The sequence below is a fragment of the Streptomyces sp. AC627_RSS907 genome (assembly GCF_019049165.1).
In genome coordinates this window covers 1-26,816 of the sequence record NZ_JAGMUE010000117.1, presented here as the reverse complement: position 1 = coordinate 26,816, position 26,816 = coordinate 1, and the positions used below count along the sequence as shown (strand labels likewise).

26 protein-coding genes are annotated in these 26,816 nt (G+C 73.3%); 14 read left to right on the top strand and 12 right to left on the bottom strand.

The genetic code is table 11. The features are described 5' to 3' along the window. Window positions 1–114 precede the first annotated feature (114 nt). The gene (locus KUM32_RS25560) at window positions 115–336 is read right to left on the bottom strand and encodes a hypothetical protein (RefSeq protein ID WP_217144309.1); all 222 of its coding nucleotides are present in this window, start codon (window positions 334–336) and stop codon (window positions 115–117) included. A gap of 34 nt (window positions 337–370) precedes the next feature. Beyond that, complete coding sequence (locus tag KUM32_RS25555) at window positions 371–1,612, bottom strand: inorganic phosphate transporter (protein ID WP_217144308.1); 1,242 nt, start codon at window positions 1,610–1,612, stop codon at window positions 371–373. Window positions 1,613–1,836: 224 nt separating this feature from the next. Between KUM32_RS25555 and KUM32_RS25550 the strand changes: the two genes are divergently transcribed. The 6 genes from KUM32_RS25550 to KUM32_RS25525 all read left to right on the top strand — a co-directional run bounded on the left by KUM32_RS25550 (window position 1,837) and on the right by KUM32_RS25525 (window position 8,900). Further along, entirely contained in the window at window positions 1,837–2,508 is a 672-nt protein-coding gene (locus KUM32_RS25550) for a class II aldolase/adducin family protein (protein ID WP_217144307.1), read from the top strand. A gap of 263 nt (window positions 2,509–2,771) precedes the next feature. After that, window positions 2,772–3,899 (top strand): alpha/beta hydrolase, encoded by a 1,128-nt coding sequence (locus tag KUM32_RS25545; protein ID WP_217144306.1) that lies wholly within the window; start codon window positions 2,772–2,774, stop codon window positions 3,897–3,899. A gap of 169 nt (window positions 3,900–4,068) precedes the next feature. Beyond that, window positions 4,069–5,487, top strand: a complete 1,419-nt coding sequence (locus tag KUM32_RS25540; RefSeq protein WP_217144305.1) for a hypothetical protein — start codon at window positions 4,069–4,071, stop codon at window positions 5,485–5,487. 295 nt (window positions 5,488–5,782) lie between these two features. Next, complete coding sequence (locus KUM32_RS25535; protein WP_217144304.1) at window positions 5,783–7,381, top strand: ABC-F family ATP-binding cassette domain-containing protein; 1,599 nt, start codon at window positions 5,783–5,785, stop codon at window positions 7,379–7,381. Window positions 7,382–7,716: 335 nt separating this feature from the next. Further along, complete coding sequence (locus KUM32_RS25530; RefSeq protein ID WP_003976983.1) at window positions 7,717–7,938, top strand: helix-turn-helix domain-containing protein; 222 nt, start codon at window positions 7,717–7,719, stop codon at window positions 7,936–7,938. 158 nt (window positions 7,939–8,096) lie between these two features. Continuing rightward, complete coding sequence (locus KUM32_RS25525) at window positions 8,097–8,900, top strand: enoyl-CoA hydratase/isomerase family protein (protein WP_217144303.1); 804 nt, start codon at window positions 8,097–8,099, stop codon at window positions 8,898–8,900. 26 nt (window positions 8,901–8,926) lie between these two features. Here KUM32_RS25525 and KUM32_RS25520 read toward each other — a convergent pair whose 3' ends face one another. After that, complete coding sequence (locus KUM32_RS25520) at window positions 8,927–9,655, bottom strand: nucleopolyhedrovirus P10 family protein (protein WP_217144302.1); 729 nt, start codon at window positions 9,653–9,655, stop codon at window positions 8,927–8,929. Between the two features lie 86 nt (window positions 9,656–9,741). Here KUM32_RS25520 and KUM32_RS25515 point away from each other — a divergent pair, with 86 nt between their 5' ends. The 5 genes from KUM32_RS25515 to amaP all read left to right on the top strand — a co-directional run bounded on the left by KUM32_RS25515 (window position 9,742) and on the right by amaP (window position 12,116). Then, the gene (locus KUM32_RS25515; protein WP_217144301.1) at window positions 9,742–10,224 is read left to right on the top strand and encodes an Asp23/Gls24 family envelope stress response protein; all 483 of its coding nucleotides are present in this window, start codon (window positions 9,742–9,744) and stop codon (window positions 10,222–10,224) included. Window positions 10,225–10,316: 92 nt separating this feature from the next. Continuing rightward, on the top strand, window positions 10,317–10,502 hold the full coding sequence (locus KUM32_RS25510; protein ID WP_217144300.1) for a hypothetical protein: 186 nt from the start codon (window positions 10,317–10,319) through the stop codon (window positions 10,500–10,502). Further along, on the top strand, window positions 10,499–10,882 hold the full coding sequence (locus KUM32_RS25505; protein WP_217144299.1) for an Asp23/Gls24 family envelope stress response protein: 384 nt from the start codon (window positions 10,499–10,501) through the stop codon (window positions 10,880–10,882). Before KUM32_RS25510 ends, KUM32_RS25505 begins: the two co-directional genes overlap by 4 nt. Next, window positions 10,879–11,532 carry a DUF6286 domain-containing protein gene (locus KUM32_RS25500; protein ID WP_217144298.1) on the top strand — a complete coding sequence of 218 codons (654 nt, stop codon included), beginning with the start codon at window positions 10,879–10,881 and terminating at the stop codon, window positions 11,530–11,532. The genes KUM32_RS25505 and KUM32_RS25500 overlap by 4 nt, the downstream gene beginning before the upstream one ends. After that, window positions 11,529–12,116, top strand: a complete 588-nt coding sequence (gene amaP / locus KUM32_RS25495; RefSeq protein ID WP_217144297.1) for an alkaline shock response membrane anchor protein AmaP — start codon at window positions 11,529–11,531, stop codon at window positions 12,114–12,116. Before KUM32_RS25500 ends, amaP begins: the two co-directional genes overlap by 4 nt. A 98-nt stretch (window positions 12,117–12,214) precedes the next feature. On the opposite strand, the gene KUM32_RS25490 is transcribed toward amaP, so the two are convergent. From KUM32_RS25490 to KUM32_RS25450, 9 genes are all read right to left on the bottom strand, one after another. Beyond that, window positions 12,215–12,970, bottom strand: coding sequence for an SDR family oxidoreductase (locus KUM32_RS25490; protein ID WP_217144296.1), 756 nt, complete (start codon window positions 12,968–12,970; stop codon window positions 12,215–12,217). A gap of 4 nt (window positions 12,971–12,974) precedes the next feature. Further along, window positions 12,975–14,762 (bottom strand): glycoside hydrolase family 15 protein, encoded by a 1,788-nt coding sequence (locus tag KUM32_RS25485; protein WP_217144295.1) that lies wholly within the window; start codon window positions 14,760–14,762, stop codon window positions 12,975–12,977. A 104-nt stretch (window positions 14,763–14,866) separates the two neighbouring features. Then, window positions 14,867–15,658, bottom strand: coding sequence for an SURF1 family protein (locus KUM32_RS25480; protein ID WP_217144294.1), 792 nt, complete (start codon window positions 15,656–15,658; stop codon window positions 14,867–14,869). Between the two features lie 125 nt (window positions 15,659–15,783). Then, window positions 15,784–16,017 (bottom strand): hypothetical protein, encoded by a 234-nt coding sequence (locus KUM32_RS25475; protein WP_071528763.1) that lies wholly within the window; start codon window positions 16,015–16,017, stop codon window positions 15,784–15,786. Window positions 16,018–16,119: 102 nt separating this feature from the next. Continuing rightward, a complete protein-coding gene (locus tag KUM32_RS25470; protein WP_217144293.1) occupies window positions 16,120–17,106 on the bottom strand; it encodes a DEDDh family exonuclease in 987 nt (328 codons plus the stop codon). A 145-nt stretch (window positions 17,107–17,251) separates the two neighbouring features. Next, the gene (locus KUM32_RS25465; protein WP_217144292.1) at window positions 17,252–18,259 is read right to left on the bottom strand and encodes a CopD family protein; all 1,008 of its coding nucleotides are present in this window, start codon (window positions 18,257–18,259) and stop codon (window positions 17,252–17,254) included. Between the two features lie 132 nt (window positions 18,260–18,391). Beyond that, complete coding sequence (locus tag KUM32_RS25460; RefSeq protein ID WP_217144291.1) at window positions 18,392–19,870, bottom strand: CoA transferase; 1,479 nt, start codon at window positions 19,868–19,870, stop codon at window positions 18,392–18,394. Window positions 19,871–20,095: 225 nt separating this feature from the next. Continuing rightward, window positions 20,096–21,619, bottom strand: a complete 1,524-nt coding sequence (locus KUM32_RS25455) for a S8 family serine peptidase (protein WP_217144290.1) — start codon at window positions 21,617–21,619, stop codon at window positions 20,096–20,098. Window positions 21,620–21,672: 53 nt separating this feature from the next. Next, window positions 21,673–23,220, bottom strand: a complete 1,548-nt coding sequence (locus tag KUM32_RS25450; RefSeq protein WP_217144289.1) for a S8 family serine peptidase — start codon at window positions 23,218–23,220, stop codon at window positions 21,673–21,675. A gap of 266 nt (window positions 23,221–23,486) precedes the next feature. Between KUM32_RS25450 and KUM32_RS25445 the strand changes: the two genes are divergently transcribed. The 3 genes from KUM32_RS25445 to moaA all read left to right on the top strand — a co-directional run bounded on the left by KUM32_RS25445 (window position 23,487) and on the right by moaA (window position 26,635). Beyond that, entirely contained in the window at window positions 23,487–23,843 is a 357-nt protein-coding gene (locus tag KUM32_RS25445; RefSeq protein WP_217144288.1) for a DUF485 domain-containing protein, read from the top strand. Next, window positions 23,840–25,477, top strand: coding sequence for a cation acetate symporter (locus KUM32_RS25440; protein WP_217144287.1), 1,638 nt, complete (start codon window positions 23,840–23,842; stop codon window positions 25,475–25,477). Before KUM32_RS25445 ends, KUM32_RS25440 begins: the two co-directional genes overlap by 4 nt. A gap of 168 nt (window positions 25,478–25,645) precedes the next feature. Continuing rightward, window positions 25,646–26,635: a GTP 3',8-cyclase MoaA gene (gene moaA / locus KUM32_RS25435; RefSeq protein ID WP_217144286.1), complete on the top strand. Its 990-nt coding sequence runs from the start codon at window positions 25,646–25,648 to the stop codon at window positions 26,633–26,635. The last annotated feature ends 181 nt before the right edge of the window (window positions 26,636–26,816 follow it).

Sequence of the window (26,816 nt, the reverse complement as noted above, 5' to 3'; positions counted from 1 at the left end):
ACGGGGGAGTGTGCGAAGGCCCACACGCGGGCGGTGTGCGCCGGCACCCGAAGAGGCGGGGTGCGGGACGGTTGCAGTCCGTCCCGCACCCCGCCTCCGGGTGTGCGTGGTGGGTCAGGCGACGATCAGGTAGATCCCGTACGCCACCGCCGCCGCGCAGGCCGCGAAGCACGCGTACGCGCCGGTGACCGCGAGGGCCGCGGTACCGCCCTCGGCGGAGGCCCGCTCCTGGCGGGAGAGGCCGACGATGCCGAGGGTGAACAGGCCCACCAGGGCCACGGTGACCACGAGGCTCACCCCGAAGACGGAGCCGAGGGCCGCCCAGTCGATGCTCATGGGGATTCTCTTCCTTCGTACCGGAGGCGCGGGCTCAGACGGTGGTGGCGGCCGACGGGGCCTTGGTGTCGGGTGCCGTGGCCGTGGCGGTGGCCGCCAGGTCCTCGGTCACGCCCGCCGGAGGCGGGGACACGGCGGCCATCGCCGTGGTCACCACGCCGGCCTGCTCGGGCCCGTCGACGTCGACGACGTTGGTGTGGTCGACGACCTCGCGCCGGGAGATCTTCCAGATGGCGGCGCTGGAGGCGGCCAGGAAGACCGCGACGAGGCCCGTGCCCCAGTCACCGAAGCCGCAGACCCACTCGGCCAGCGCGGCGACCAGCGCCGCGGCCGGCAGGGTCAGGCCCCAGGCGACGAACATCCGGGTGGCCGTGGACCAGCGCACCACACCGCCCTTGCGGCCGAGGCCCGCGCCCATCACCGCGCCGGAGACCGAGTGCGTGGTGGAGAGGGAGAAGCCGAGGTGGGACGAGGCCAGGATGACCGTGGCGGCGCTGGTCTGGGCGGCGAAGCCCTGCTGAGGCTCGAGGTCGGTCAGACCCTTGCCCATGGTGCGGATGATGCGCCAGCCGCCGAGGTAGGTGCCGAGCGCGATGGCGAGGCCGGCGGACAGGATGACCCACACGGGCGGGTCGGAGTCGGGGGCGAGCGAGCCGCCGGCGACCAGGGCCAGGGTGATGATGCCCATGGTCTTCTGCGCGTCGTTGGTGCCGTGGGCCAGCGAGACCAGGCCGGCGGAGGCGATCTGCCCGGCGCGGTAGCCCTTCGCCGCGGCCTTGCCGTCCGCCTTGCGGCCGAGCGTGTACGTCATCCGGGAGGCGAGCATCGCCGCGACGCCCGCCACGATCGGGGCGGCCACCGCCGGCAGCAGCACCTTGGTGACGAGCACGTCGCCGTGGACCGCGCCGACGCCCGCCGAGGCGATGGCGGCACCGATCAGACCGCCCAGGAGGGCGTGCGAGGAGCTGGACGGGAGACCCACCAGCCAGGTCAGCAGGTTCCAGAGGATCGCGCCGACCAGGGCGGCGAAGATGACCTCGGGACGGATGCCGGTCTCGTCGACGAGACCCTTGGAGATCGTGTTGGCGACCTCCACCGAGAGGAAGGCGCCGACAAGGTTCAGGACGGCGGACATGGCCACCGCCACCTTGGGCTTGAGCGCACCGGTCGAAATGGTCGTGGCCATCGCGTTCGCGGTGTCGTGGAAACCGTTCGTGAAATCGAACGCGAGTGCGGTTACCACCACAATCGCGAGGATCAGCGAGAAGCTTTCCATTTACCCAGGCAATCGTTCGAGGTCATTGGCTGGACGAACGTAGGTAACCCGGGTGAACGGAAGGTGAACTGGGCCGGGCTCCAGAGTGACCGGAACCGGTGCCGGAGCCTCCCTCTGCGTACCCGGCCCGGTGCTCTCCGGAGACGTGCCTGGCAGGATCGCCGTGAGGCAGGCCGGCGACGGGACGACAGGGGCGCGCGGACGCCCGGCGGGAGGCGTGGACTGTGACGGAATCGAGGGCCGGACGGGTGAGCGCGGACGAGGAGCGGGCCTGGGAGGCACTCGTCGCGACGGCCCGGCGGACGGTGGCCGACGGGCTGGTGGTCGGCACCTCCGGCAACGTGTCGGCGCGCGTGGGCGACACGGTCCTGGTCACCCCTTCGGGGGTGCCCTACGACCGGCTGACCCCGGACGACGTGACCGGCGTCGGTCTCGACGGCCGGCAGGTGCTCGGCACGCTGATCCCCACCAGCGAGCTGCCCATGCACCTCGCCGTGTACCGCGCCACCGACGCCCGGGCCGTGGTCCACACCCACGCCGTGCACGCGACGGCGGTCTCGCTCCTCGTCGCCGAGCTCCCGCCGGTGCACTACATGACCGCCGCGCTCGGCGGCCCCGTCCGGGTCGCCCCCTACGCGGCCTACGGCACCGACGAACTGGCCCGCGCCATGCTCACCGCCCTCACCGGCCGCACCGGCTGCCTCCTCCAGAACCACGGCACCCTCACCTACGGCGCCTCCCTGGACCAGGCCTACGACCGCACCGCCCAGCTGGAGTGGATGTGCCGCCTCTGGCTGACGGCCTCCTCGGTCCCGGGCCGCACACCGTCGCTCCTGACGGAAGGGCAGATGGCGGAGGTGACGGAACGGCTCCGGGGCTACGGGCAGCGCCCCTGACCAGCGGCCCGCTCCCGTCCTCCGGGGCCTGGGCGCGGCCGGCGCCCGGAGGGGGCCACGACCGCCGTCCGCTCCGGTGCCCACCGGGCACCGCCGCCTCCGGCACGACCCGCGGCGGGCAGGGCGTACCGCGCCGCTTCCGGGGTACCGGCAGCGAGACCGATCCACGGTGCCCGGCCCGGCCGGGCACCGCCGGCGGGGACCCGTCACCCCCCGCCACCCGCCCACTGGCCGCCCACGGACTCCACCAGGACACTGGCCCCATGCGCACTGTCACAGCCACGGCCGCCGCCGTGACCGCAGCACTCGCGGCCGGCGCGGCGAGCGTCGCCGCCGGCCGGCTCGCCAGCGACGTCGCGCTCAAGGCGCCCCCCGGCCGGCCCCTGCCCACCGAACCCCGGCTGACCGTGCACGCCACCGCGGCCGGGCAGATCACCCTCACCCGGGACCTGGCCGCGCTGCGCCCCGGCCGGTACGGTCTCGCCGGCGACGGCTCCCACGCGGTCGTCGGCCCGGTCGTCGACACCGCCCGGCACGGCGCCGACACCGTCGTGCGCCGCCTCGAACGCGTCACACACGGCACCCTCGTGGCCGGTGACCGGGTGTGGCTCACCCCGAACCTGTACGTCGGCAACCCGGGCACGGCACTCGACCTGGAGTACACCGATGTGGAGGTCCCCGGCGACCTCGGCCCGCTGCCCGCCTGGTTCCTGCCCGGCGCCCGGCCGACGTGGGTCATCGCCGTGCACGGACTGGCCGCCACCCGCGAACACGCGATGAACATCATGGCGCCCCTGCACCGCAAGAACGTCCCGGTGCTCGCCCTCGCCCACCGCGGCGACGTCGGCGCCCCGCCGTCACCGGACGGCCTGCACCACTTCGGCGAGACCGAGTGGCGCGACGTGGACGCGGCCGTCCGCTACGCCCTCGACCACGGCGCCCGCCAGGTCGTCCTGCTCGGCTGGTCCACCGGCGCCACCATGGCCCTGCGCGCCGCCGCGCTCTCCGGCGTACGCGAGCGCATCGCGGGGCTCGTCCTGGACTCCCCGGTCCTCAGCTGGGAGACCACCCTGCGCGCCCTGGCCGCCGCCCGCCGCACACCCGGCGCGCTCCTGCCGCTCGCCGTCCGCGCCGCCCAGGGCCGCGCCGGACTGCACGCGGACCGCGACGCCGACACGGCGGGCCTCCACCGCCCCGCGGTCCCGACCCTGATCTTCCACGGCCCCGACGACGAGGTGGCCCCGTGGCGGCTCTCCCGCCGGCTGGCCGACACCCACCCGCGCCTGGTCGCCCTCCACCCCGTCGACGGCGCCCCGCACGCCGCCATGTGGAACGCCGACCCGGACGACTACGAAGAGACCCTGCGACGCTTCCTCACCCCCCTGGTGTAACACCGGCGCGACTCCGCTCCACCGCGCGCCCCTCCGGTTCCGTTTAGCGGTGTACCACTGGCCTGTTCCGGTGCCCTGGCCGCGCGCCGAAGCCTCGCGTCCGCCGTCCTGGACGCCCACCGAAGCATTCCGTTTGGGTTTTCGGACCGTCAACCGGAAGACTGCACCCGTGACGTCCCGTATCCCGCGCGACTCCAGGCTTCGACTCGTCCGCCCACGACCCCTGGCCGCTGCCCCCCGAGCGGTGAACCAGCGACGCCCCCACCGCGCCGCGCCGCGCCCCCCGGAGGGCACACCCGCCCGGTCGGAGCTGGCCAGAATGGCGCGCTCCGGTCTGGCCGACGCGGCCCGCGTCGCCCGCTGGGCCGACACCGCCCTCGGCCCCGGCCGGGGCAGCGCCACCGCCGACGGCAAGGCCACGCTCTCCGACGCGACCGCCGAACAGGCCGCCCGGGAACTGGGCCTGACCACGGCCAAGGTCCGCGCCGACTGGGACACCGCCCGCCTGGCCGGACTGGTCGAGGTGCACGGCGGCACCGCCCGCCCCGGCTGGCGGCTGCGCGCCTGGAACCGCGACGACAGTGCCGTGCTGCGCGGCTGGGTCGCCCTGTTCGACGCCTGGTCGCTCGCCCATCCCGAGCCCGCCGGGCAGGAGCCGGCCGCCGTCGCCGAGGTCGTCTCCGCGATGCCCCAGGTGCTCTCCTTCCTCCAGCTGTCCGCCGGACCCGTCCCGGTCGCGCAGCTCCTGGACCTGCTGGAGCAGCGCGTCACCGAACTGCGCACCGAACGCTGCGAGGTGCCCTACGGCCCCCGGCTCGAGCCCGGCACCCCGGGAGCCCAGCCGGCCCCGGACGCCACCGCCGACACCCCGCTCGCCCCCCTCCTCGACTGGGCCCTGCACGCCCTCGCCTCCGTCGGCGCCCTCACCTGCGGCGACGGACACGCCACGCTCACCCCGCTGGGCAGCTGGGCGGTCTGGGTCAAGCTGGAGCAGATCTGCGTCGCCGCGCAGAGCCCCGCCGGCAACATCGAGCAGTCGGCCGAGGACATGCTCCGCGGCTGCGCGCAGCTCCGCCCGAACGCGGCCCGCGCCGAGTACCGCGCCTGGCTCGCCGCCCGCCCCGTCGGCAGTGCCGTCGCCGAACTGCTCGGCGCCGCCCGCGGCGAGGACGCCCTGCTGCGCGGCCTCGCCTTCGAGGCGCTGCGCGTCGTCGGCGCCCCCGCCGAGCCCGACGTGCGCGCCGTCCTCGACGAGCCGACGCTGCGGCCGTACGCCCTGCTGTGGCTGGCCGAGCACGACGGCGCGGACGCCGAGGACGCCCACGAGGTCCTCACCCGCCAGGAGGCCACGTGGCTGTGGGTCGACACCGCGGCCGCCGTCGCCGACCACGGTGAGGCCCCGCTGCTCGTCCGGCACCTGGAATCCGCGGTGCAGCCCACCGTCCCGGCCCTGCTGGACGAGGTGCGGGCCGTGGGTCACCCGCGCACCGTCCAGGTCCTGGTGGCCCTCGCCGCCGCGCACCCCGACCCCGCCCTGGCCAAGGCAGTACGCCGGGCGGCCTTCCAGGTCCACACGGGGGGCAGCTGACCGGGGCCGGACCCGCCGGAGGCCGCGCCCCGCACCTCCGGCACGTACGTCCCGAAGCTCCAGACGTCGCCCTCCAGGTCGCGGGCCATGACACAGGCCCCCGCCGTGCCGGCGCTCCCGGTGAGCCGCGGACCGCCGCCCCGGCGTCCGCGTGGGGCCGCGAAGCCGGGAACCCGGGAAAAGTGCTTGCACAGCCCCGTTAGACTGGCTTCCATGGCCATTCTCCTCGCGCATTAGACGGCGGGAACGTCCTCCAGCCGCCCATCCCGTCACCCACCCGCCCAGGAGTCTGACCGTGATCTCCGCCTCCGGCATCGAGCTGCGCGCCGGTGCCCGCGTCCTCATCGAAAGCGCCACCTTCCGCGTCGCCAAGGGCGACCGCATCGGCCTGGTCGGCCGCAACGGCGCGGGGAAGACCACCCTCACCAAGGTCCTGGCCGGCGAGGGCATGCCCGCCGGCGGCACCGTCACCCGCTCCGGCGAGGTCGGCTACCTCCCGCAGGACCCCCGCACCGGCGACCTCGACGTGCTCGCCCGCGACCGCATCCTCTCCGCGCGCGGCCTGGACGTCCTGATCCGCAAGATGCGCGAGAACGAGCAGCGCATCGCGAACGGCCAGGGCGCCACCCGGGAGAAGGCGCTCAGGCAGTACGAGCGCCAGGAGACGGAGTTCCTCACCAAGGGCGGATACGCCGCCGAGGCCGAGGCCGCCACTATCGCCGCCGCGCTCAACCTGCCCGACCGGGTGCTCGGCCAGCCCCTGCACACGCTCTCCGGCGGTCAGCGCCGCCGTATCGAGCTGGCCCGGATCCTGTTCTCCGACGCCGACACCCTGCTGCTCGACGAGCCGACCAACCACCTCGACGCCGACTCGATCGTCTGGCTGCGCGACTACCTCAAGACCTACCGCGGCGGCTTCATCGTCATCTCCCACGACGTCGACCTGGTCGAGACGGTCGTGAACAAGGTGTTCTACCTGGACGCCAACCGCGCCCAGATCGACGTCTACAACATGGGCTGGAAGCTCTACCAGCAGCAGCGTGAGGCGGACGAGAAGCGCCGCAAGCGCGAGCGGCAGAACGCGGAGAAGAAGGCCTCCGCGCTGCATTCGCAGGCCGACAAGATGCGCGCCAAGGCCACCAAGACCGTCGCTGCGCAGAACATGGCCCGCCGGGCGGACAAGCTGCTGGCCGGCCTGGAGGCGGAGCGGAAGTCCGACAAGGTCGCCAAGCTGCGTTTCCCCGAGCCGTCCCCCTGCGGCAAGACCCCGCTGATGGCGGAGGGCCTGTCGAAGTCGTACGGCTCGCTGGAGATCTTCACCGACGTCGACCTGGCCATCGACAAGGGCTCCCGCGTCGTCATCCTCGGTCTCAACGGCGCGGGCAAGACCACCCTGCTCCGCCTCCTCGGCGGCGCCGAGAAGCCGGACACGGGCAAGGTCATCGAGGGCCACGGCCTCAAGCTCGGGTACTACGCGCAGGAGCACGAGACCCTGGACCCGGAGCGCACGGTCCTGGAGAACATGCGCTCGGCCGCCCCCGACCTGGACCTGGTCGAGGTCCGCAAGACGCTCGGCTCGTTCCTGTTCTCCGGTGACGACGTCGACAAGCCGGCCGGTGTCCTGTCCGGCGGCGAGAAGACCCGCCTCGCCCTCGCCACCCTCGTGGTGTCCTCGGCGAACGTGCTGCTGCTCGACGAGCCGACCAACAACCTCGACCCGGCCAGCCGGGAGGAGATCCTCGGCGCGCTGCGCACCTACAAGGGCGCGGTCGTCCTGGTCACCCACGACGAGGGCGCCGTCGAGGCCCTCCAGCCGGAACGGATCATTCTGCTTCCGGACGGTGTCGAGGACCTGTGGGGCCCCGACTACGCGGATCTCGTCGCCCTGGCTTGATCGAATGAATGATCCACTGTGTATGGATCATTCGGCCGATCCGTGATCCCCCATCTGTGTGAGATCTCCTCATCAAGAGGTGTGTCCTACATCGATATCGCGGCCGGGTCCTCCATCGCGGAGGATCCGGCCGCGACGCCTTTCTGACCTGGAACTTCTCGAAGGAACCCGTTCGGCCGTACGGACGCGAGCCTTCGGAATCGCAGATTCCATATGTGGGGACGCACTCCTGTCGTCACAACCTTGTCTCATCGACCTTGCCGAATGGGTGGCCATGAAGCCCGCAAGGGGTGATCATGAGGAGACCAGAGCGCACTTCCCATGAGGAGGCACGGGTGGCCGAGACTCTGAAGAAGGGCAGCCGGGTGACCGGCGCCGCGCGCGACAAGCTCGCGGCAGACCTGAAGAAGAAGTACGACGCCGGTGCGAGCATCCGGGCGTTGGCCGAGGAAACCGGCCGCTCGTATGGCTTCGTGCACCGCATGCTCAGTGAGTCGGGTGTCACGCTCCGAGGGCGTGGCGGGGCGACCCGGGGCAAAAAGGCCACATCGGCCTGATGTCCGGGGTGGCTCCTCGACTCCGAAGGTGAAGGTGGTCACCCGGTCGGTCATCGAACCGTCCGGGTGGTTACTGTGCAGTCACTTAGCTCTGCCGTCGTACGGCGTGAACGCCGGCGCGCGGCGGGGACGACGACCGCACCCCTCGGAGGCGCCCCATGGCTTCGCCCGCTCACGACCTTGGTCCCGCACTCGACAAGGACGGCGTGCGGCTCACCGTCGACGACGCGATCGCCACGGTGACGCTGACCAATCCGGCCAAGCGCAACGCGCAGAGCCCCGCTCTGTGGCGGGCGCTCACCGAGGCCGGCCGGCTGCTGCCGGGCTCCGTCCGGATCGTCGTACTGCGGGCCGAGGGCAAGTCGTTCTCCGCCGGGCTGGACCGGCAGGCGTTCACGCCCGAGGGCTTCGACGGCGAACCGTCGTTCCTCGACCTCGCACGGGGCGGCGACGCCGAGCTGGACGCGACCATCGCGGAGTACCAGGAGGCGTTCACCTGGTGGCGGCGCCCCGACATCCTGTCGGTCGCCGCCGTGCAGGGGCACGCCATCGGGGCGGGCTTCCAGCTGGCCCTCGCCTGTGACCTGCGGGTCGTCGCGGACGACGTGCAGTTCGCCATGCGCGAGACCAGCCTCGGTCTCGTCCCTGACCTCACGGGCACCCACCCCCTGGTGTCCCTGGTCGGCTACGCCCGCGCGCTCGAGATCTGCGCGACCGGGCGCTTCGTCATGGCCGAGGAGGCGGTGAGCACCGGGCTGGCCAACCTGGCCGTGCCCGCGGACCAGCTCGACGGCGCCGTACGCGACCTGGCCTCGGCGGTCCTGGCCGCGCCGCGCGACGCGGTCGTCGAGACCAAGGCGCTGCTCCAGGGCGCCCAGGGCCGTGACTACGAGGCCCAGCGGGCCGCCGAGCGGGCCGCGCAGGCGCGCCGGCTGCGCGACCTGGCCGGGCTCGGGGAGTAGCCCCCGACGCCCCGGGCGTGGGCGCCTCAGCCGACCGCCGTCACCAGGACCGCCACCGACGGGCGGTCGGACAGGGCGTCCGACACCGCCGCGCGGACCTGCCGGGCCACCTCCACGGCCCGGTGCTCCGCGTCCACCGCAAGCTCCACCCGGACATGGCGGCGCGCCAGGGCCGACTCCTGCGGCGGGTGCGTGAGGTCGACCGGACGGCCCAGTACACCCGTCAGCCGGGCCACGCCCACCACCGCCAGCGCGGCGTCGGCCGCGCGGCCCTCGTCCCCGTCCCCCCGGCCGACGGCCGGTGAGGTCCGGGGCGCGCGGCCGGTGGCCGGCTCGGCGGCGGGGGCCGTGTCCGGGGCCGTCTCCAGCAGGGCCGTCGCCCGCAGGTCCACGTCCGTCACCGTCAGACCGAGTCCCCGCGCCGCCGCCGTCAGCGCCGCGCGCAGCCGGGCGGCCGCCGCCGGCAGCGGTTCCGCCGCCGTCGCCGCGAAGTCGGCCGTCACCCGCAGCGGACCGGGCGGCAGGGCGCTCGGTGGTGGCGGCACGGCCGGCTCGTGCGCCCCGCCGGGATCGGCGAGCGCGATGCGCAGCTCCTGTGGACGTACGCCCGTCACACCCCGGGCCGCGGCGAGCAGTACCTCGCGCGCCGCCCGCTCGGCGATCCACGCGCCGTCACCCGGACCGCCCAGCGGCAGAAGTCTGCCGAGTCCCAACTGCTCCCGCACCGTCCGTGTCCACCGGTCCGCCGTCGTCATTCCTCCAGCCTGCCGCATCCCCGGCGCGCGAGGGCGCAACCCGGCTTACGGTGGTCGCAGGACGACGACCGGAAGGACGCACCGCGATGAGCGACATGACGGAGAGCCACCGGGCCGGGCAGGACACGGCGGAGACCGCCGCGACGGGCAAGGCGCAGACGGTCCGGCGCGGCGGCGGGGACCCCGGGACCCGGGGGCGGACCACCATCGCCGACGGGGTCGTGGAGAAGATCACCGGAATGGCCGCACGTGATGTCGTCGGTGTGCACGCCATGGGCAGCGGCATGTCGCGCACCTTCGGCGCCGTGCGCGACCGGGTCCCCGGCGGGACCAAGTCGGTGACGCGCGGCGTGAAGGCCGAGGTCGGCGAGAAGCAGACCGCGCTCGACCTGGAGATCGTCGTCGAGTACGGCGTGTCGATCGCCGACGTGGCCCGGGACGTGCGGGAGAACGTGGTGTCCGCGGTGGAGCGCATGACCGGCCTGGAGGTCGTCGAGGTCAACATCGCGGTGAGCGACGTGAAGCTGCCCGACGAGGAGGACGAGGAGCCGGAGCCCCGGATCAAGTGACGTGAGCGGGGTCCTGAAAAGCAGGGTCCGTGAAGTGAGCAGGGTCCGCGAAGTGAGCACGGACCGCGAGTACTGAGTGACGGGAGCGCACCATGAGCTTGGCCGTGGTCGGCATGATCGCCGGCATGGCGCTGGGGTTCGCCGGGTATTTCGGCGGGTTCGGTGCCTTCCTGCTGGTGGCCGCCCTGGGAGCCGTCGGCTTCGTCGTCGGCCGCCTGCTGGAGGGGGACATGGAGTTCGGTGACTTCTTCCGCACGCGCGGCGACCGGCGGCGGTGACCGGCGTGAGCGGTGGGGCCGGTGAGCTCCTCGGACCCCGGACCGTCGTGCCGCCGGGCGAGCGCGGTGCCACGCGGATCGCCGACCGGGTCGTCGCCAAGGTCGCCGCCCGGGCGGCGCGTGAGGCGGTCGGCGTCCTCCACCCGGACGCCGCGCGCCCGTACGCCACCGTGGTCGTCCACCACGACACCGCCCGCGTCCGGGTCCACCTCGAACTCGACTACCCCTGTGACATCGGCGCCCGGTGCGCACAGGTGCGCCGCCACGTCGTGCACCGGGTGCGCGGGCTGGTCGGCATGGCGGTGCCGGAGGTCGCCGTCCAGGTGGAGCGGCTGCACCTGGCGGCGGAGTACGGCGCGCGCGAGGGGAGGACACGATGAGCGAGCCCCGGGACACCGAAGGCGGCACCCGGCGACTGCCCGTCCTGGAGAAGGAGACGGCCGCCGCCGGGCCCCCGCCGCCCCCCGCGTCCGGCGCCGGGGGCGGACCGGCCGGCCGCTTCTGGTCCACGCGCCGCGTCCCCGCGGGCATCGTCGCGCTGCTGCTCCTGCTCCTCGCGGGCGCGTTCCTCTACGACGTCGTCGCCGTGCGCGCCGGCCGGCCCGCCCTCGCGTGGCGCCGCGAACTGGCCCGGCAGCTCGCCGAACGACCCCTCGACGACACCTGGGTGCTGGTCGGCGCGGGCGTCACCGCGGCCCTCGGGCTCTGGCTGCTCGCGCTGGCCCTCACCCCCGGGCTGCGGAGGCTGCTGCCGATGCGGCGCACCCACCCGGACGTACGGGCGGGACTTGACCGGGACGCCGCCGCCACGGTGCTGCGCGACCGGGCCATGGAGGTCGCCGGGGTGCGGTCGGCGCGGGTGCGGGTGCGCCGCAGGAAGGCCCGCGTGCGCGCGCTGGCGCACTTCCGGGAGCTGGACGACGTACGAACCGATCTCGGCGGCGTGCTCGACGACGCGGTGCGCGGGCTCGGGCTGGCCCGGCCGCCCGCCGTGTCGGTGCGGGTGGCGCGGCCCGGACGGAAGGGGTGAGGGCGGTGCTCAGGACCGTCGACCGTGTGCTGCTCGGGCTCGTGGGCCTGGTCCTGCTCGCCCTCGGCGGCGCCGTGCTCGCCGTCGGGTTCGGTGCCCCCGCGCCCTCCTGGTGGCTGCACGACGGGCCCCACGACGTGCTCCTCGGCGACGCCGAGCGGACCCGGTGGCGGGACGCCGGCTGGTGGTGGCCGGCCGTCATCGCCGTACTCGCCGTCCTGCTGCTGCTCGCCCTGTGGTGGCTGGTCGCCGTGGTGCGCCGCCGCCGGCTCGCCGAGGTCCTCGTCGACACCGGCGACGGCGAGGGCGCGGTACTGCGCGGCCGGGCGCTGGAGGACGTCCTCGCCCAGGAGGCGCGCCGGGTGGACGGGGTGGAACGGGCCAAGGCCCGGCTCACCGGCCGCCGCCACGCCCCGGCCACCCGCATGCGGCTGCTGCTCGCCCCCCACGTGGACCCCGGCACCGCCCTGGACGACCTCACCACCCGCGCCCTGACCCACGCCCGCGACTCGGCGCACCTCGCGGCACTCCCGGCGGAGGTCCGCCTCCACGGCGTCCGGCACCGGGCGGAGCGGGTCGGCTGACGACGCGCGACGAGCCCACCGGGTGCCGGGGGCGGCCGGACAACCGGGCCCGGCGGAGGAGCCCGCCCCGCCGCCGGCGGAGGGCGGCGGGTGACGGCCTAGAAGCCGTGCCGGACCCCGCCGTCCACCGGCAGCATCACGCCCGTCAGGTACGACGCCGCCGGGGACAGCAGGAACGCCGCCGCCCGGCCGAACTCCTCCGGGGCGCCGTAGCGGCGCAGCGGGATGCGCGACTCGGCCGCGGCCCTGGTCGCCTCCGGGTCGGCGGACATGCCGTCCAGCTCGCGCACGCGATCGGTGTCGACGCGGCCCGGCAGCAGGCCGACGACACGGATGCCGCGCGGCCCCAGCTCGTCGGCCAGGGACTTAGCGAAGCCGGCCAGCCCCGGCCGCAGGCCGTTGGAGATGGTCAGGCCCGGGATCGGCTCGTGCACCGAGCCCGACAGCACGAAGCCGATCACACCGCCGTCCGCCAGCTCGGCCGCCGCCGTCCGGGCCAGCCGCACCGCACCGAGGAACACCGTCTCGAACGCCGCCTGCCACTGCTCGTCCGTGTTGTCGGCGACGAACCCGGGCGGCGGCCCGCCCACACTGATCAGGACACCGTCGAAGCGGCCGAAGCGCTCACGGGCGGTCGCGACCAGCCGGCCGGCGGCCCCGGGGTCGGCGTTGTCGGCGGCCACCCCGACGGCGTCCGGTCCCAGCGCGTCGGCGGCGTCGGCGACGCTCCTCTCGTCCCGCCCCGTGACGACCACCTTCGCGCCGTCGGCGACCAGCTCGCGCGCGGCGGCGTTGCCCAGCCCCCGGGTGGCTCCCGTGACGACGTACACCCGGTCCTTCAGTCCAAGATCCATGGCCCTATCCTGCCCCCTCGTTCCCGTACAGGGCGAGGGCGGTGTTCACCAGGCCGATGTGGCTGAACGCCTGCGGGAAGTTGCCGAGCTGGCGGCCGGCCACCGGGTCGTACTCCTCGGCGAGCAGCCCCACGTCGTTGGCGAGCCCCGTCAGCCGCTCGAAGAGTTCCCGCGCCTCCTTCGTCCGGCCGGTCGCGTGCAGCGCGTCCGCGTACCAGAACGAGCACACCAGGAACGTCCCCTCGCTGCCCGGCAGACCGTCGACCGGGTCCCCTTCCGTGCTGTAGCGGCGCACCAGACCGTCGCGGGTCAGCTCCTCGCCGATCGCGTCGACCGTGCCGACGACGCGCGGGTCGTCCGGCGGCAGGAACCCCACGCGCGGGATGAACAGCAGGGAGGCGTCCAGCTCCCGCGAACCGTAGGCCTGGGTGAAGGTGTTGCGTTCCGGGTCGTAGCCCTTCTCGCACACCTCGCGGTGCACCTCCTCGCGCAGCGCGCGCCAGCCGTCCGGGTCACCGCCGCCCAGCTCGGGATGCGCCTCCAGCGTGCGCACCGCCCGGTCCAGGGCGACCCACGTCATCACCTTCGAGTGCACGAACTGCCGGCGCCCGCCGCGCACCTCCCACAGCCCCTCGTCGGGTTGCCGCCACGCCGTGGCGAGGAAGCCCATCAGGGCGCACTGCAGCTCCCACATCTGCGGCTGCGGGTGCATGCCCGCCAACCGGGCCAGCGACAGCGAGTCCATGACCTCGCCGTAGACGTCCAGCTGGAGCTGGTTCACCGCGTCGTTGCCGATCCGTACCGGCGTCGACTCGTCGAAGCCGGACAGCCACGGCAGCTCGAACTCGGGCAGCCGCCGCTCGCCCGCGAGGCCGTACATGATCTGCAGGTCCGCCGGGTTGCCCGCGACCGCGCGCAGCAGCCAGTCGCGCCAGGCCTCCGCCTCCTCCAGGTATCCGGCCGCCAGCAGGGCGCCCAGGGTGAGGGTGGAGTCGCGCAGCCAGCAGAAGCGGTAGTCCCAGTTGCGCACGCCGCCCGGTTCCTCGGGCAGTGAGGTGGTGGGCGCGGCCACGATGCCGCCGGTGGGTTTGTAGGTGAGCGCCTTCAGGGTGATCAGCGAGCGGACGACGGCGTCCCGGTGCGGACCGTCGTAGCGGCAGTGGGCGGCCCACTCCCGCCAGTCCTCGACGCTGTGCTCCAGCGAGACGTGGGGATCGATCAGCGGTGGGCGCGGCTCGTGCGAGGGGTGCCAGGTGAGGACGAACGCGACCTTCTCGCCCTCGGCGACCGTGAACTCCGCGTGGGTCGCGAAGTCCCGGCCCCAGCTGCGTACCTCGGGTTCGCTGCGCAGCCACGCCGAGTCCGGCCCGGCGACGGCCACGTGGTGTCCGTCGGTCCTGCGCACCCACGGGACGACCGAGCCGTAGTCGAAGCGCAGCCGGAGCACGCTGTGCACGGTGACCTCACCGCTCAGACCCTCCACGATGCGTACGAGGTCCGGGGCGCGGTCGCGCTGGGGCATCAGGTCGGTGACCCGCACCGAGCCGTCCTCGGTCTCCCACTCGGTGTCCAGGACGAGGGTGTCGGGCCGGTAGGCGCGCCGTGTGCAGCGCTCGGCGCCCGCGGGGGCGATGCGCCAGTGCCCGTTGTCCTCGTCGCCGAGCAGCTTGGCGAAGCAGGCGGCGGAGTCGAAGCGGGGCAGACACAGCCAGTCCACGGAGCCGTCCGTGCCGACGAGGGCCGCGGTCTGCTGGTCGCCGATGAGGGCGTAGTCCTCGATGAGTGGGTGCACGGGTTTCCGTCTTCCCGACGGGGGCCGGAGCAATCGGATCTCCTCGCGCGACGCCCGTCCGGCCCCGTGCCGGCCCGCACCGCCGCGGGCTGCACCACCTCCTGCTACACCGCCGCGGGCTCCGCCTCCGCGGTCTCCTCCTCGTTCTCCGCCGCCCGGTCCCGTGCCTCGCGGCGGAGAAGGACGAACCAGCCGATCGGGACGCCCGCGGAGAAGAGCCACCACTGGACGGCGTACGCCATGTGGTTGCCGATACTGTCGTGGTCGGGGGCCGCGATCAGCTCGGGCGTGCCGCCCTGCGGCTTCGGGGAGGTCAGCTCGACGTAGCCGCCGAGGACCTGCTTGCCGAGCCGCTCGGCCTGCTGCTCGCTGTTGATCAGCATGACCTGGCGGTCCGGCAGGCCCTCGACGTTCTTGATGCCGCTGTCCTCGGTCGTCTGGTCGGGCATCAGCCGGCCGGTGACGGTGATCTCGCCCTCCGGGGGCGCCGGGATCTTTGGGAACGCGGTCTGGCTCGCGCCGTTCGACGGGATCCAGCCCCGGTTGACCATCAGGATCTTGCCGTCGTCGAGGACGAAGGGAGTCAGGACGTGGTAGCCGACCCTGTCCTCAGCGTTGGTGCGGCGGCGTACGACGACCTCGTCGGCCGGGGCGAAGTGCCCCTTCGCCGTCACCCGGCGGTAGAGGTCCTCGTCCTCCACCTTCGCGCCCGGCGCGGTCATGGACTCGGCCGGCACGGGCTCCGCCGCCAGCGAGTCGGCGATCACCTTGTTCAGCGCGACCCTGTGCTCGTGGCGGTGCAGCTGCCAGAAGCCCAGCTCGATCATCGTCGGGATGAGCGCGAGCGCCACGAGGGTGAGGATCACCCACTGGCGGGACAACAGGAAGCGGTACACGCGTCGACGGTACCGTGCCGGGATCGGCCCCAGCGGGGGAGGGTCCCGCTGAGGACCGTGCCCCCGCGTCGCCGGGGACCGCGCGACCGGCCCGTCTCGGCGTCGCCCGGCAGTCGCGCATGGCCTCAGACCTTGTCGACGATCCCCGCTCTCCCCTCGGCGCGGGCGCAGTGGGCGCCGCAGTACCAGTGGCCCTCGACCTCGACGCCCTGCCCGATGATCTGCACCCGGCAGTGCTCGCAGATGGGGGCCATCCGGTGGATCGCGCAGGAGAAGCAGTCGAAGACGTGCACCGCTCCCTGGGCGTGGACCTCGAAGGTCATTCCGTAGTTGTTGCCGCAGACTTCGCATGTCGCCATGGGCCACAGGGTGGGCCGTCGCCGCTGTGCGGGCGAGCGGGCGCCGGGCGAGTCGTCCGGAATCACCCGTCCGTACGGCTCGCCCACGGCCCGCTTCGCGGCTCAGCCGTCCGCGGGCTCGACATCGGCGAGCAGTTGTCCGAACGCCGCCTCGTCCACCACCGGGGTGCCGTACTGGCGGGCCTTGACCACCTTGGACGTGCCGGAGTCCGGGTCGTTGGTGACCAGCAGGCTCGTCAGCCGGGACAGGCTGGTGGCGACGTGCAGCCCGGCCTCGGTCGCGCGGTCCTCCAGCAGGTCCCGCTCGACGGAGGTGTCACCCGAGAAGGCGACCCGCATGCCCTGCTTGAGGCGTTTGCCCTCTTCGTACCGGCCCGGGTTGGGATAGGGGCATGCGGGCCTTTTGCGTGCGGGGCGCCAACTGCTCTGCCGGTGACCGCCGTAGCCCGCCTGCTGCCCGATCCGGGGCGCGGGCCGGTCCGTCCACTCGGTCAGCGGCCGGCACTCGTGCAGCGGCAGCCGTACGCCGCCCGCCGCCGCGGCGAGCAGGCTCGGCCGGAACGCCTCCGCCAGCACGCGCGCGTCGTCCAGCGCGTGGTGCGCACGCTGCTGTACGACGCCGAAGTGCGCGGCCAGCGACTCCAGCTTGTGGTTGGGCAGCGGGAGTGCCAGTGCCTTGGAGAGCGCGATGGTGCACAGCCGTTGACGCACCGGTGCCTCGCGCTCAGCGCGCGCGTACTCGCGGGCGATCATCTGCCAGTCGAAGACGGCGTTGTGCGCGACGAGCACGCGCCCGTCGAGCCGGGCCGCGAACTCCTCGGCGATGTCCGGGAAGCGCGGCGCCCCCCGGAGCACCTCGCTGGTCAGGCCGTGTATCCACACCGGGCCCGGGTCCCGCTCCGGATCGACCAGCGTGTACCAGTGGTCCTCGACCTCACCGCGGGCGTCCAGCCGGTAGACGGCCGCGGAGATGATGCGGTCGTCGCGGGCCAGGCCGGTGGTCTCCACGTCGACGACCGCGTACCCCTTCGGGTACGCGGCCGGCCACGTCGTGGCGGACGACGCTGCGGTCGTGCGGTCTTCGAGCATGGTCCATGAGGATACGGGGCCCGACCGACAGCCCCGTCCGTCAGGTGCCCCGACGAGCCCGGCGGACCGTCGCCGCGTCAACTCCCTCAGGGCGGCGGCCCGGACACGGGCGGGTCGGACGCGGGGTGTCCCGGAGGCAGCCGGATCACCACCGGATCGGTACCGGAAGCGCCGTCAGCAGTCCCGACACCGCGACCACCACGCCCAGGACGGCCACCTCCGCGCGGGCGGGCGAGCAGGCGGTCAGCGGGTCGGCCGCGCGGCTCAGCCGCATCCTGGCCCACAGCGCGAGGGCGGCGACGCCGGCCACCAGGATCACCTTGGCGAGCAGGACCCGCCCGTACGCCGTGTCCGTCAACTGGTCGAGGATCGTGCCCGCCGGCATCCGGCGCAGCGAACTGCACACCCCGGTCGCCGTGACGGCCGCGAGCAGAACGGCCGCCACGCGCGCGTAGAGTCCCAGCAGGGCCGGACCCGCCGCGGCGCCCCGCCACCGGCGCAGGGTCCGCAGCGCGTACGGCAACCCGCCCACCCACAGCGACGCGCACGTCAGATGGACGAGGGTCAGACCGGAGCCGAGCAGCGGGCTGTACTCGGTCGTGGGGTGCGCGCGCAGCGCCTCCGCGACGATCACGGCGGCGGCCGGCCAGACCTGGAGACCCGGCCGGCGCGAGGTGGCGCACAGACCGGCCGCGAGGAACGCGTTGACCTCCAGGAGCGCGAGCTTGCCGTCGCGGGTCTCGTAGAGGCCGCCGACGTCGATGGCGGCGAGACTGTCCGGCACCAGATTGCCCGTGGCGACGACCGACGCCAGGCCCAGCGAGGCGACGAACCCGGCGACGGCCGCGTACGGCGACCAGCTGCGGGGCCGGTCCCCCGGAGCGTCGGGGAGCGACCGGGCCAGCCGGTTCACGAAGAGCTCGCCGACCGGAACGCTCAGCGCCGCGAAGAGCACCGTGCGCAGCAGCGCTATGCCGCCGGTGCCGGGCGCCTCGGCCTCCCCGGTGCCGTGCAGCGCGGGGGACGGGCCGAGGACGGGTATCAGCGCGGCCAGCACCACCAGCACCAGTACGGCCACGGTGCGGCCGGTGCCGGAGGGCCGCGCGTGCCGTCCGGTACCGGCGGTCCGGGACAGGGGTCGGGTCAAGGTCACCTCGAGATCTTCACCAGTTCCTCCGGATTCGGGCAAGTTCCGGAGAACGACTGGCGGTCCGGCAATCCGTACATCAGGACGCTTTCGGCCGCCGTGCGGTTCGGGAAGCCCGGGGCGACGATGAGGGACGCGTCACAGCCACCGCGCCGCGTCGGCGCCCCAGGGACCCGGCGGCCGGGACCAGTCGGCCGGGCCGCCCGTGAAGGAGACCGGCGGCAGCGCGTACCGCAGCCGCCCCAGCCGGCTGTCCCGCTCGGCGAGCCAGGGCTCCGGCCCCGCGTACGCCGCGCCGCCCGTGCCGGCGTTCTCGCCCGCGCCGCCTGCGCCGCCGGTGCCGCCCGGCCGGAGCCCGTCCGTCAGCCAGGCCGCGGTCCGCGCCAGTGCCACCCGGACGTGGCGGCTGCCGCCCTGGTACGACTGCTCGGTCAGCGCCCGCAGCACCCCGGCCGCCAGCAGGTACCCGGTGCCGTGGTCGAGGGCCTGCGCCGGCAGCACGCCCGGCCGCTCGGCCGTGCCCTCGACGACGGCGATCCCGGTGGCCACCTGCACCAGGCTGTCGAAGCCGCGCCGCCCGGCCCACGGCCCGTGGGTACCCCACGCCGAGAGTTGCGCCACGACCAGTCCCGCCCGGCGCTCGGCGAGCGCCTCGGGGGACAGCCCGAGCCGGTCCAGCGCGCCCGGCCGGTACCCGGTCACGACGACGTCGGCCGTGCCGAGCAGTTCCTCGAACGTCTCCCGGTCGGTCGTCAGGTCCAGCGTCGCGGACCGCTTGCCGAAGCCCGTGTCGGTCTGCTGGTCGGAGAGTTCGGGCAGCCCCGGCGGATCCACGCGCAGCACGTCCGCGCCCAGCAGGGCGAGCGTGCGGGTGGCGACCGGCCCCGCGATGACCCGGGTCAGATCCAGGACGCGCAGCCCGCCGGCGGGCAGCAGGGGAGAGGCGGAGGACGAAGGGGAGCACATGGATGAAGGGGATGAAAGGGGCGAAGGGGATGAGGGGGGTGAGGGGGAGGCGGACGAGGGAACCGACGGGAACACGCGCGCGGGGGACGCGTCGAGCCGCCCACGCTCCACCAACGGCAGCCCGGCCACCGCCTCGCCCTGCGAGGACGCCGCCCACTGCGCGGGCGTCCGCAACGCCACGGCCAGTCCGCCGGCCGCGTACACGGTCTCCTCGATCTCCCGGGCGGACCGCCCGGCGAGGACCGACTGCACCGCGGCCACGTCCTGAGGCACCCCCAGCGCGTCGAGCAGCCGTTCCCTGTGGTGCGGATAGTTCGCGTGCGTGCGTACCCATCCGTCGGCCGTCCGCCACAGCCGCGACAGCGGCGCGAACGACACCGGCTCCCGCCCGTCGACCCGCAGGTGCCGTTCACTGGTGAAGGCCGCGGCGACCGCACCGTCGTCCACCCGCACCCCGGGCACCTCCGCGAGCCCGGCCCGCCGTGCCCCCAGCTCGGCCGCGGCCAGCGCACACGCGGCGACGCAGGCACGCGCCGACTCCCGTACCGGAAGCCGCGCGTCGAGCGCTCCGGGGCGTGCGACCGCCGACACCCGGGAAACCAGCGCGGGGTCGCCTCCCAGCGCGGACCACACGTCCTCGATGCCTGTCATGGGAGGCACTGTGCGGCATCGGCCCGACCGGCAGGGCATGACGAGAATCACGCCGTCCCAGCCACCCCGGGTACCGGTACACCCGTGCCCCGCGCCCCGTCCGCGTACGTGTGCGGCGGGCCGGTCGACCGCCCCGGCCCGCCGCACGCGCGCGTGGTGCCCACCAGGCACCGGTCACGGAGCACCGGTCACCGGTCACCGGCGCCGGTCACCCCGGGGCACCGGCTACCGGGAGACCGCGTCCAGCGCGTCGGCCATGCCCCAGCCGTAGAAACCGTTGCGGTTCTTGGAGCCCTCGCACACCGCGTCGACCTTGCCGTCACCGTCGATGTCGTACGGCTTGGTGCACGGCGTGGCGTCGGCCTGGGCGTACAGCAGGGCCTTGACCACGGCGGGGGAGGCGTACGGGTGCGTCGACTTGATCAGGGCGGCGACACCCGCGGCGTGCGGCGACGCCATCGACGTGCCGGCCATGTAGCCCCACTTGCCGCCGGGCAGCGTGCCCAGGATCAACCCGCTGGTGGCCGGCGGTGCCGGCGTCTGGTAGGCCGTCGAGTCGCCACCGGGCGCGGCGATGTCGACGACACCCAGACCGTAATTGGAGAAGGACGACTTGAGGCCCTTCGCGCCGGTGGACGCGACGGTGACGACACCCGGCAGCTGGGTCGGTATGTCGTAGCACTCGGACGGGTCGATCACCCGGTCCGAGGGGGTGGAGTCGTTCGGGGAGGACGGGTCGGTGATCTCGTCGGCCGCGAGGTCGTAGTTCTCGTTGCCGGCCGCGGCGACGTTGACCGCGCCCTTCTTCTCCGCGTACCGCGAGGCCCGGGAGACGGCCTCGACGAGCGCCTTCTGGTCCGGGTCGTTCTTGCAGTTGAAGTACCAGGGGTCGGTGTAATAGCTGTTGTTGGTCACGTCGACCCCGTGCTCGGCCGCCCACATGAAGCCGCAGACCACGGCCTCGGTGTAGAAGAAGCCGTCGGGGTTGGACACCTTGATGCCCGCGACCTTCACCCCCGGTGCCACGCCGGTCATGCCGACACCGTTCTTGGCGGCGGCGATCTCTCCGGCCACGTGGGTGCCGTGCGGGCTCTCCGCCGCGCTCGGCCGCCAGGCGCCGTCGGTGGTGTCCGGCTTGCCCGCGACGCAGTTGACGGAGGCGTTCCGGTCGAAGTTCGGCGCGATGTCCGGGTGGGTGTCGTCCACGCCGGTGTCGATCACCGCGACGGTCACCTTCGCGCTTCCCAGCGACTTCTCGTGCGCCTTGTCGGCCTTGATGGCGGGCAGGTCCCACTGGAGGGACTGCAGCGGGTCCTGCCCCTCGGCGGCCTCGGCGGCGGCGAGCTCCCGGCTGGTGAGGACCTTCGGCGCGCCCGTGTCGGTCGTCGCGGCCGAGGGCAGCGGCGCGGTGCGCGTGGCACCGGCCGACTGCACGCCGCGCACCGTGCGGACGGTCTTGGCGAAGTCGGGGTTCGAGGAGTGGACGACGACCACGCCGATCCGGTCGTACGACGTCACGATCGTGCCGCCGGCCTCGGCTATCGCCCGCTTCACCTGCGCCGGGACGCCGTGCCCCGCACGGACGTTGACGACGTAGCTGAGGGAGGACGGGTCGGCCGTGGCCGTGGCAGGGGCAGCGGGCTCGGCGGCGGAGGCCGGGACACCCGGCAGGAAGGCCAGGGACGCGGCCACGGCCATGCCGGCCGGGACCGCGAGGGCGCGGCGGTGACGCGGGTGGGACGCTGTCATGTGCGATGTCTCCAGTGTGTTCGAGAGGAGGCCGAAGAAGCCGTCTGCGCGGGTCACTTCACCGCGCGCAGCGCGTTGACGATGCCGAAGCCGTAGAAGCCGTTGACGCGCTTGCCGCCCTCGCACGTCGCGTCCTGCGCGCCGTCCCCGTCCTGGTCGTAGGAGGCCGGGCAACCCGGGTTGTCCGCCTGGGCCTTCAGCAGTGCCTGCAGCGCGGCGGGAGAGGCGTGCCGGTACCTCGACTTCAGCAGCGCGGCGACACCGGCGGCGTGCGGCGCCGCCATGGACGTGCCCTGGAGGTAGGCGTACTCGTTGTTCGGCATGGTCGACAGGATGCGGCCGTCCTTCGACGGCGTGTCCGGGATCTGGTACCGCCGGTCGCCGCCCGGTGCGGCGATGTCCACGACACCCCGGCCGTACGAGGAGTAGTACGACTTCTCCTTGTCCACGCCCGTCGCGCTGACGGTGACGATGCCGGGCAACTGGGTCGGCACGTCGAAGCACTCGTGCGGGTCGATGGTCCGCGTCACCGGCGTGGAGTCGTCGGGGCTGGAGTCGTCGACGATCGCGTCGGAGTCCAGGTCGTGGTTGGAGTTGCCGGCGGAGGCGAGGTGCAGGGTGCCCTTGCGCTGGGCGTACAACTGGGCCCGGTTGACCGCGTCGACGATGGCGCGCTGGTCGGGGTCGTCCATGCAGTTGTACAGCCACGGGTCCACGTAGTAGCTGTTGTTCGTTATCTCCACGCCGTGGTCGGCGGCGAACACGAAGGCGCACACGACGTTCTCGGGGTAGAAGAGGCCGTTGTCCGGGTCGCTGACCTTGATGCTCGACACCTTCACGCCCGGCGCGACGCCGGCGACGCCGATGCCGTTGCGGGCGGCGGCTATCTCACCGGCCACATGGGTGCCGTGGTAGTCCTCGGCGGTGTACGGCCGCCAGGCGCCCTCGCTGGTGTCCGCCTTGCCGCCGACGCAGTTCGCGGACTGGGCGGCGGAGAAGTTCGGGGCGAGGTCGGGGTGGGTGTCGTCGACGCCGGTGTCGATGACGGCGACGGTGACCCCGGAGCTGCCGGGGTTGATCTTCGCGGCCTTGTCGGCGCCTATCGCGCGCAGGTCCCACTGGTCCGCCTCCAGCGGCTCGCCGGCCTCCGTGGCCGCGGAGGCCTTCGCGGTCCTCGCGGCCTGCTCGGCGGAGAGCCTCTCGGCGGCGCCCTCGTCCGTCGTCCCCGCGGCGGTCAGCGGCGCGGTGCGGGTCGCGCCCGCCGACTGCACGCCGGGGACCTTGCGTATCGCCGGGCCGAAGCCGGGGTCGGCCGAGTGGACGACGAGCACGCCGATCTTCTCGTACGCGGCCACCACCTTGCCGTCGGCCTCGGCTATCGCCCGCTTCACCGACGCGACCGTGCGCGGGTCCGTCCTCGTGTTGACGACGTACGCCAGGCCGGGCGCGTCCGCGGCCCCGCCGGCCCGCGCGGACTGTGCGGCGGACTGGGCGTGCGGGGCGGCCGAGGCGGCGGCCGGCAGGAAGCCCAGGGACGCGGTCAACGACAGCACGACCGGTACGGCGAGGGCGAGCCGCCGCCTGGAACGCAGATGAACCATGGGGTCTCCACATCATCCGGAAATGAGACCGGCCCGAGACACACGTGGTGCTCGGGCAGGTACATGACGCAGTGGTGCAGGGCGAAGCTATCTCCCGACGTCGCTGGTCAGCAATGACCCGCCGCGAGTGACTTCGGAAAGTGCTCCGGGGAGTTGAACCGCTGCCGCGGAGGCACCGTGTCGTTGGACAGGGTGCAAGAGCACGGTCAGCCCCCAGTGAGAACACCGAGGTCCAAGCCGTCATGTCCGTCGTACGAGGAGACTCCGTGGCCACCGACGCCCCGCCCCCCTCGAAAGAGGAACGCCCACTTCCGTCCGCCGAGGAGTTCTCCGCAGTGCAGCAGAGCGCTGAGTTCGCCGAACTGCGCCGCTCCTTCCGCTCCTTCGCCTTCCCGCTGACGATCGCGTTCGTCGCCTGGTACCTGCTGTACGTGATGCTGTCGAACTACGCCGGCGGCTTCATGGGCACCAAACTCTTCGGCAACATCAACGTCGCCTTCGTCTTCGGCATCGCCCAGTTCGTCTCCACGTTCCTCATCGCCTGGTGGTACTCGCGGCACGCCGCCGAGAAGCTCGACCCCAAGGCCGAGGCCATCAAGTCACGGATGGAGGGCGGCGCATGAGCCCCGCACCGCAGACCTTCCTCGCCGCCGACCTCGCCGCCAACGAGGCCAGCGAGCACCGGCCGCTCATCATCACGCTCTTCGCGGTCTTCGTCGTCGCGACGCTCGTCATCACCGTCTGGGCGGGCCGCCAGACCAAGGACGCCGCCGACTTCTACGCCGGCGGACGTCAGTTCAGCGCCTTCCAGAACGGACTCGCCGTCTCCGGCGACTACATGTCGGCCGCGTCCTTCCTCGGCATCGCCGGCGCGATCGCCCTCTTCGGCTACGACGGCTTCCTGTACTCCATCGGCTTCCTGGTCGCCTGGCTGGTCGCGCTGCTCCTGGTGGCCGAGCCGCTCAGGAACTCCGGCCGCTACACGATGGGCGACGTCCTCGCGTACCGCATGCGCCAGCGCCCGGTGCGCACCGCCGCGGGCACCTCCACGATCGTCGTCTCGATCTTCTACCTGCTGGCCCAGATGGCGGGCGCGGGCGTCCTGGTCTCGCTGCTGCTCGGCATCACCTCCGACGCGGGCAAGATCCTCATCGTCGCCCTCGTCGGCGTCCTGATGATCGTGTACGTCACCATCGGCGGCATGAAGGGCACCACCTGGGTCCAGATGGTCAAGGCCGTGCTGCTGATCGGCGGCACCGTCCTGATCACCTTCCTGGTGCTGCTGAAGTTCGACTTCAACATCTCCGACCTGCTCGGTACCGCCGCCGAGAACAGCGGCAAGGGCTCGGCCTTCCTGGAGCCCGGCCTCCAGTACGGCGCCACCGGCACCACCAAGCTGGACTTCATCTCCCTGGGCATCGCCCTGGTGCTCGGCACGGCAGGCCTGCCGCACATCCTGATCCGCTTCTACACGGTGCCCAACGCCAAGGCCGCCCGTAAGTCCGTCAACTGGGCGATCGGCATCATCGGCGCCTTCTACCTGATGACCATCGCCCTCGGTTTCGGCGCCGCCGCGCTCATCGGGCAGGACGAGATCATCGCCTCCAACCCGTCCGGCAACACGGCGGCGCCGCTGCTCGCCCTGCACGTCGGCGGCGTCGACTCGGCCTGGGGAGCGATCCTGCTCGCCACCATCTCGGCGGTGGCCTTCGCGACCATCCTCGCCGTGGTCGCCGGCCTCACCCTCGCCTCGTCCTCCTCCTTCGCGCACGACATCTACGCCAACGTCATCCGCAGGGGGAAGGCGACCGACAAGGAGGAGATGAAGGCGGCCCGCTGGGCGACCGTCTTCATCGGCATCGTCTCCATCGCGCTCGGTGCCCTGGCCCGCGACCTGAACGTGGCCGGCCTGGTCGCCCTGGCCTTCGCGGTCGCGGCCTCCGCCAACCTGCCGACCATCCTGTACAGCCTGTTCTGGAAGCGGTTCACCACCCAGGGCGCCCTGTGGTCGATCTACGGCGGTCTCATCGTCGCCGTCGGCCTCGTGCTCTTCTCGCCCGTGGTCTCCGGCGACCCGAAGGCGATGTTCCCCGACGTCGACTTCGCCTGGTTCCCGCTGAAGAACCCGGGCATCATCTCCATCCCGTTCGGCTTCCTCATGGGCTGGCTGGGCACGGTCCTGTCCAAGGAGAAGCCCGACGAGGCGAAGTACGCGGAGCTGGAGGTGCGGTCCCTGACCGGCACCGGAGCGCACTGAGCCGCGCCCCGCGCCACCGGGCACGCGGCCGCTCGTAGATCCCTACGACGCGGCCGCGTCCCGCGTCATGGGGATCGGGCCACTGCCGTTGTCGGACCGGTCACGTACGCTCGCAGGTGTCGGAGGACGGAAGTGCTCCGCCGAACCGCGACGAGGGAGGGGGCCCACGTGCTCATCGACACCTACGGCCGAGTGGCGACCGACCTGAGGGTCTCGCTCACCGACCGCTGCAACCTGCGGTGCACCTACTGCATGCCCGAAGAGGGCCTGCAATGGCTGGCCAAGCCCGACCTGCTCACGGACGACGAGATCGTCCGCCTCGTCGGCATAGCGGTCACCTCCCTCGGCGTCGAGGAGGTCCGCTTCACCGGCGGGGAGCCGCTGCTGCGCCCCGGCCTGGTCGGCATCGTCGAGCGCGTCGCCGCCCTCGAGCCGCGCCCCCGGATGTCGCTGACGACCAACGGCATCGGCCTGAAGCGCACGGCGACGGCCCTGAAGGCCGCGGGCCTGGACCGGGTCAACGTCTCCCTGGACACCCTCCGCGCGGACGTCTTCAAGACCCTCACCCGCCGCGACCGCCACCAGGACGTCCTGGAGGGCCTCCGGGCCGCCCACGAGGCCGGACTGACCCCCGTGAAGGTCAACACCGTCCTGATGCCGGGGCTCAACGACGACGAGGCCCCCGACCTGCTCGCCTGGGCCGTCGAGCACGACTACGAGCTGCGCTTCATCGAGCAGATGCCCCTGGACGCCCAGCACGGCTGGAAGCGCGACGGCATGATCACCGCCGGGGACATCCTCACCTCGCTGCGCACCCGCTTCGAGCTCACCGCCGAGGGCTCCGAGGAGCGCGGCTCGGCCCCGGCCGAGCGCTGGCTGGTGGACGGCGGACCGCACCGCGTCGGCGTCATCGCCTCCGTCACCCGCCCGTTCTGCTCCGCCTGCGACCGCACCCGCCTGACCGCCGACGGCCAGGTGCGCACCTGCCTGTTCGCCCGCGAGGAGACCGACCTGCGCGCCGCCCTGCGCTCCGACGCCTCCGACGAGGAGATCGCCCGCATCTGGCGGCTGGCCATGTGGGGCAAGAAGGCCGGCGCCGGCCTCGACGACCCGGCCTTCGAGCAGCCCGACCGGCCGATGTCGGCGATCGGGGGCTAGCCGCAATGCCGGTGACTTAGTTGGCCTGCTCTCGTTGGTTGTGGTGTGGCGAGGGTGGGGCAGGTCAAGTCGCCTGCGGGTGAGCGGTTGTCGGACCGGATTGCGATTGGGGTGCTGACGCGGGCGTTTCCGCCGCAACTGATCGATGAGGTGGTCGCGGAGACCGGGCGGGGCGAGCTGC

What these genes read in the sequence shown, in the direction of transcription:
- KUM32_RS25515 (WP_217144301.1), top strand. Translation starts at nt 9,742, where the DNA reads ATGAGCGACATGACGGAGAGCCACCGGGCCGGGCAGGACACGGCGGAG.
- KUM32_RS25510 (WP_217144300.1), top strand. Translation starts at nt 10,317, where the DNA reads ATGAGCTTGGCCGTGGTCGGCATGATCGCCGGCATGGCGCTGGGGTTC.
- KUM32_RS25520 (WP_217144302.1), bottom strand. Translation starts at nt 9,655, where the DNA reads ATGACGACGGCGGACCGGTGGACACGGACGGTGCGGGAGCAGTTGGGA.
- KUM32_RS25470 (WP_217144293.1), bottom strand. Translation starts at nt 17,106, where the DNA reads ATGCTCGAAGACCGCACGACCGCAGCGTCGTCCGCCACGACGTGGCCG.
- KUM32_RS25455 (WP_217144290.1), bottom strand. Translation starts at nt 21,619, where the DNA reads ATGACAGCGTCCCACCCGCGTCACCGCCGCGCCCTCGCGGTCCCGGCC.
- KUM32_RS25555 (WP_217144308.1), bottom strand. Translation starts at nt 1,612, where the DNA reads ATGGAAAGCTTCTCGCTGATCCTCGCGATTGTGGTGGTAACCGCACTC.
- KUM32_RS25545 (WP_217144306.1), top strand. Translation starts at nt 2,772, where the DNA reads ATGCGCACTGTCACAGCCACGGCCGCCGCCGTGACCGCAGCACTCGCG.
- KUM32_RS25450 (WP_217144289.1), bottom strand. Translation starts at nt 23,220, where the DNA reads ATGGTTCATCTGCGTTCCAGGCGGCGGCTCGCCCTCGCCGTACCGGTC.
- KUM32_RS25500 (WP_217144298.1), top strand. Translation starts at nt 10,879, where the DNA reads ATGAGCGAGCCCCGGGACACCGAAGGCGGCACCCGGCGACTGCCCGTC.
- KUM32_RS25460 (WP_217144291.1), bottom strand. Translation starts at nt 19,870, where the DNA reads ATGACAGGCATCGAGGACGTGTGGTCCGCGCTGGGAGGCGACCCCGCG.
- KUM32_RS25525 (WP_217144303.1), top strand. Translation starts at nt 8,097, where the DNA reads ATGGCTTCGCCCGCTCACGACCTTGGTCCCGCACTCGACAAGGACGGC.
- KUM32_RS25490 (WP_217144296.1), bottom strand. Translation starts at nt 12,970, where the DNA reads ATGGATCTTGGACTGAAGGACCGGGTGTACGTCGTCACGGGAGCCACC.
- KUM32_RS25560 (WP_217144309.1), bottom strand. Translation starts at nt 336, where the DNA reads ATGAGCATCGACTGGGCGGCCCTCGGCTCCGTCTTCGGGGTGAGCCTC.
- KUM32_RS25475 (WP_071528763.1), bottom strand. Translation starts at nt 16,017, where the DNA reads ATGGCGACATGCGAAGTCTGCGGCAACAACTACGGAATGACCTTCGAG.
- KUM32_RS25440 (WP_217144287.1), top strand. Translation starts at nt 23,840, where the DNA reads ATGAGCCCCGCACCGCAGACCTTCCTCGCCGCCGACCTCGCCGCCAAC.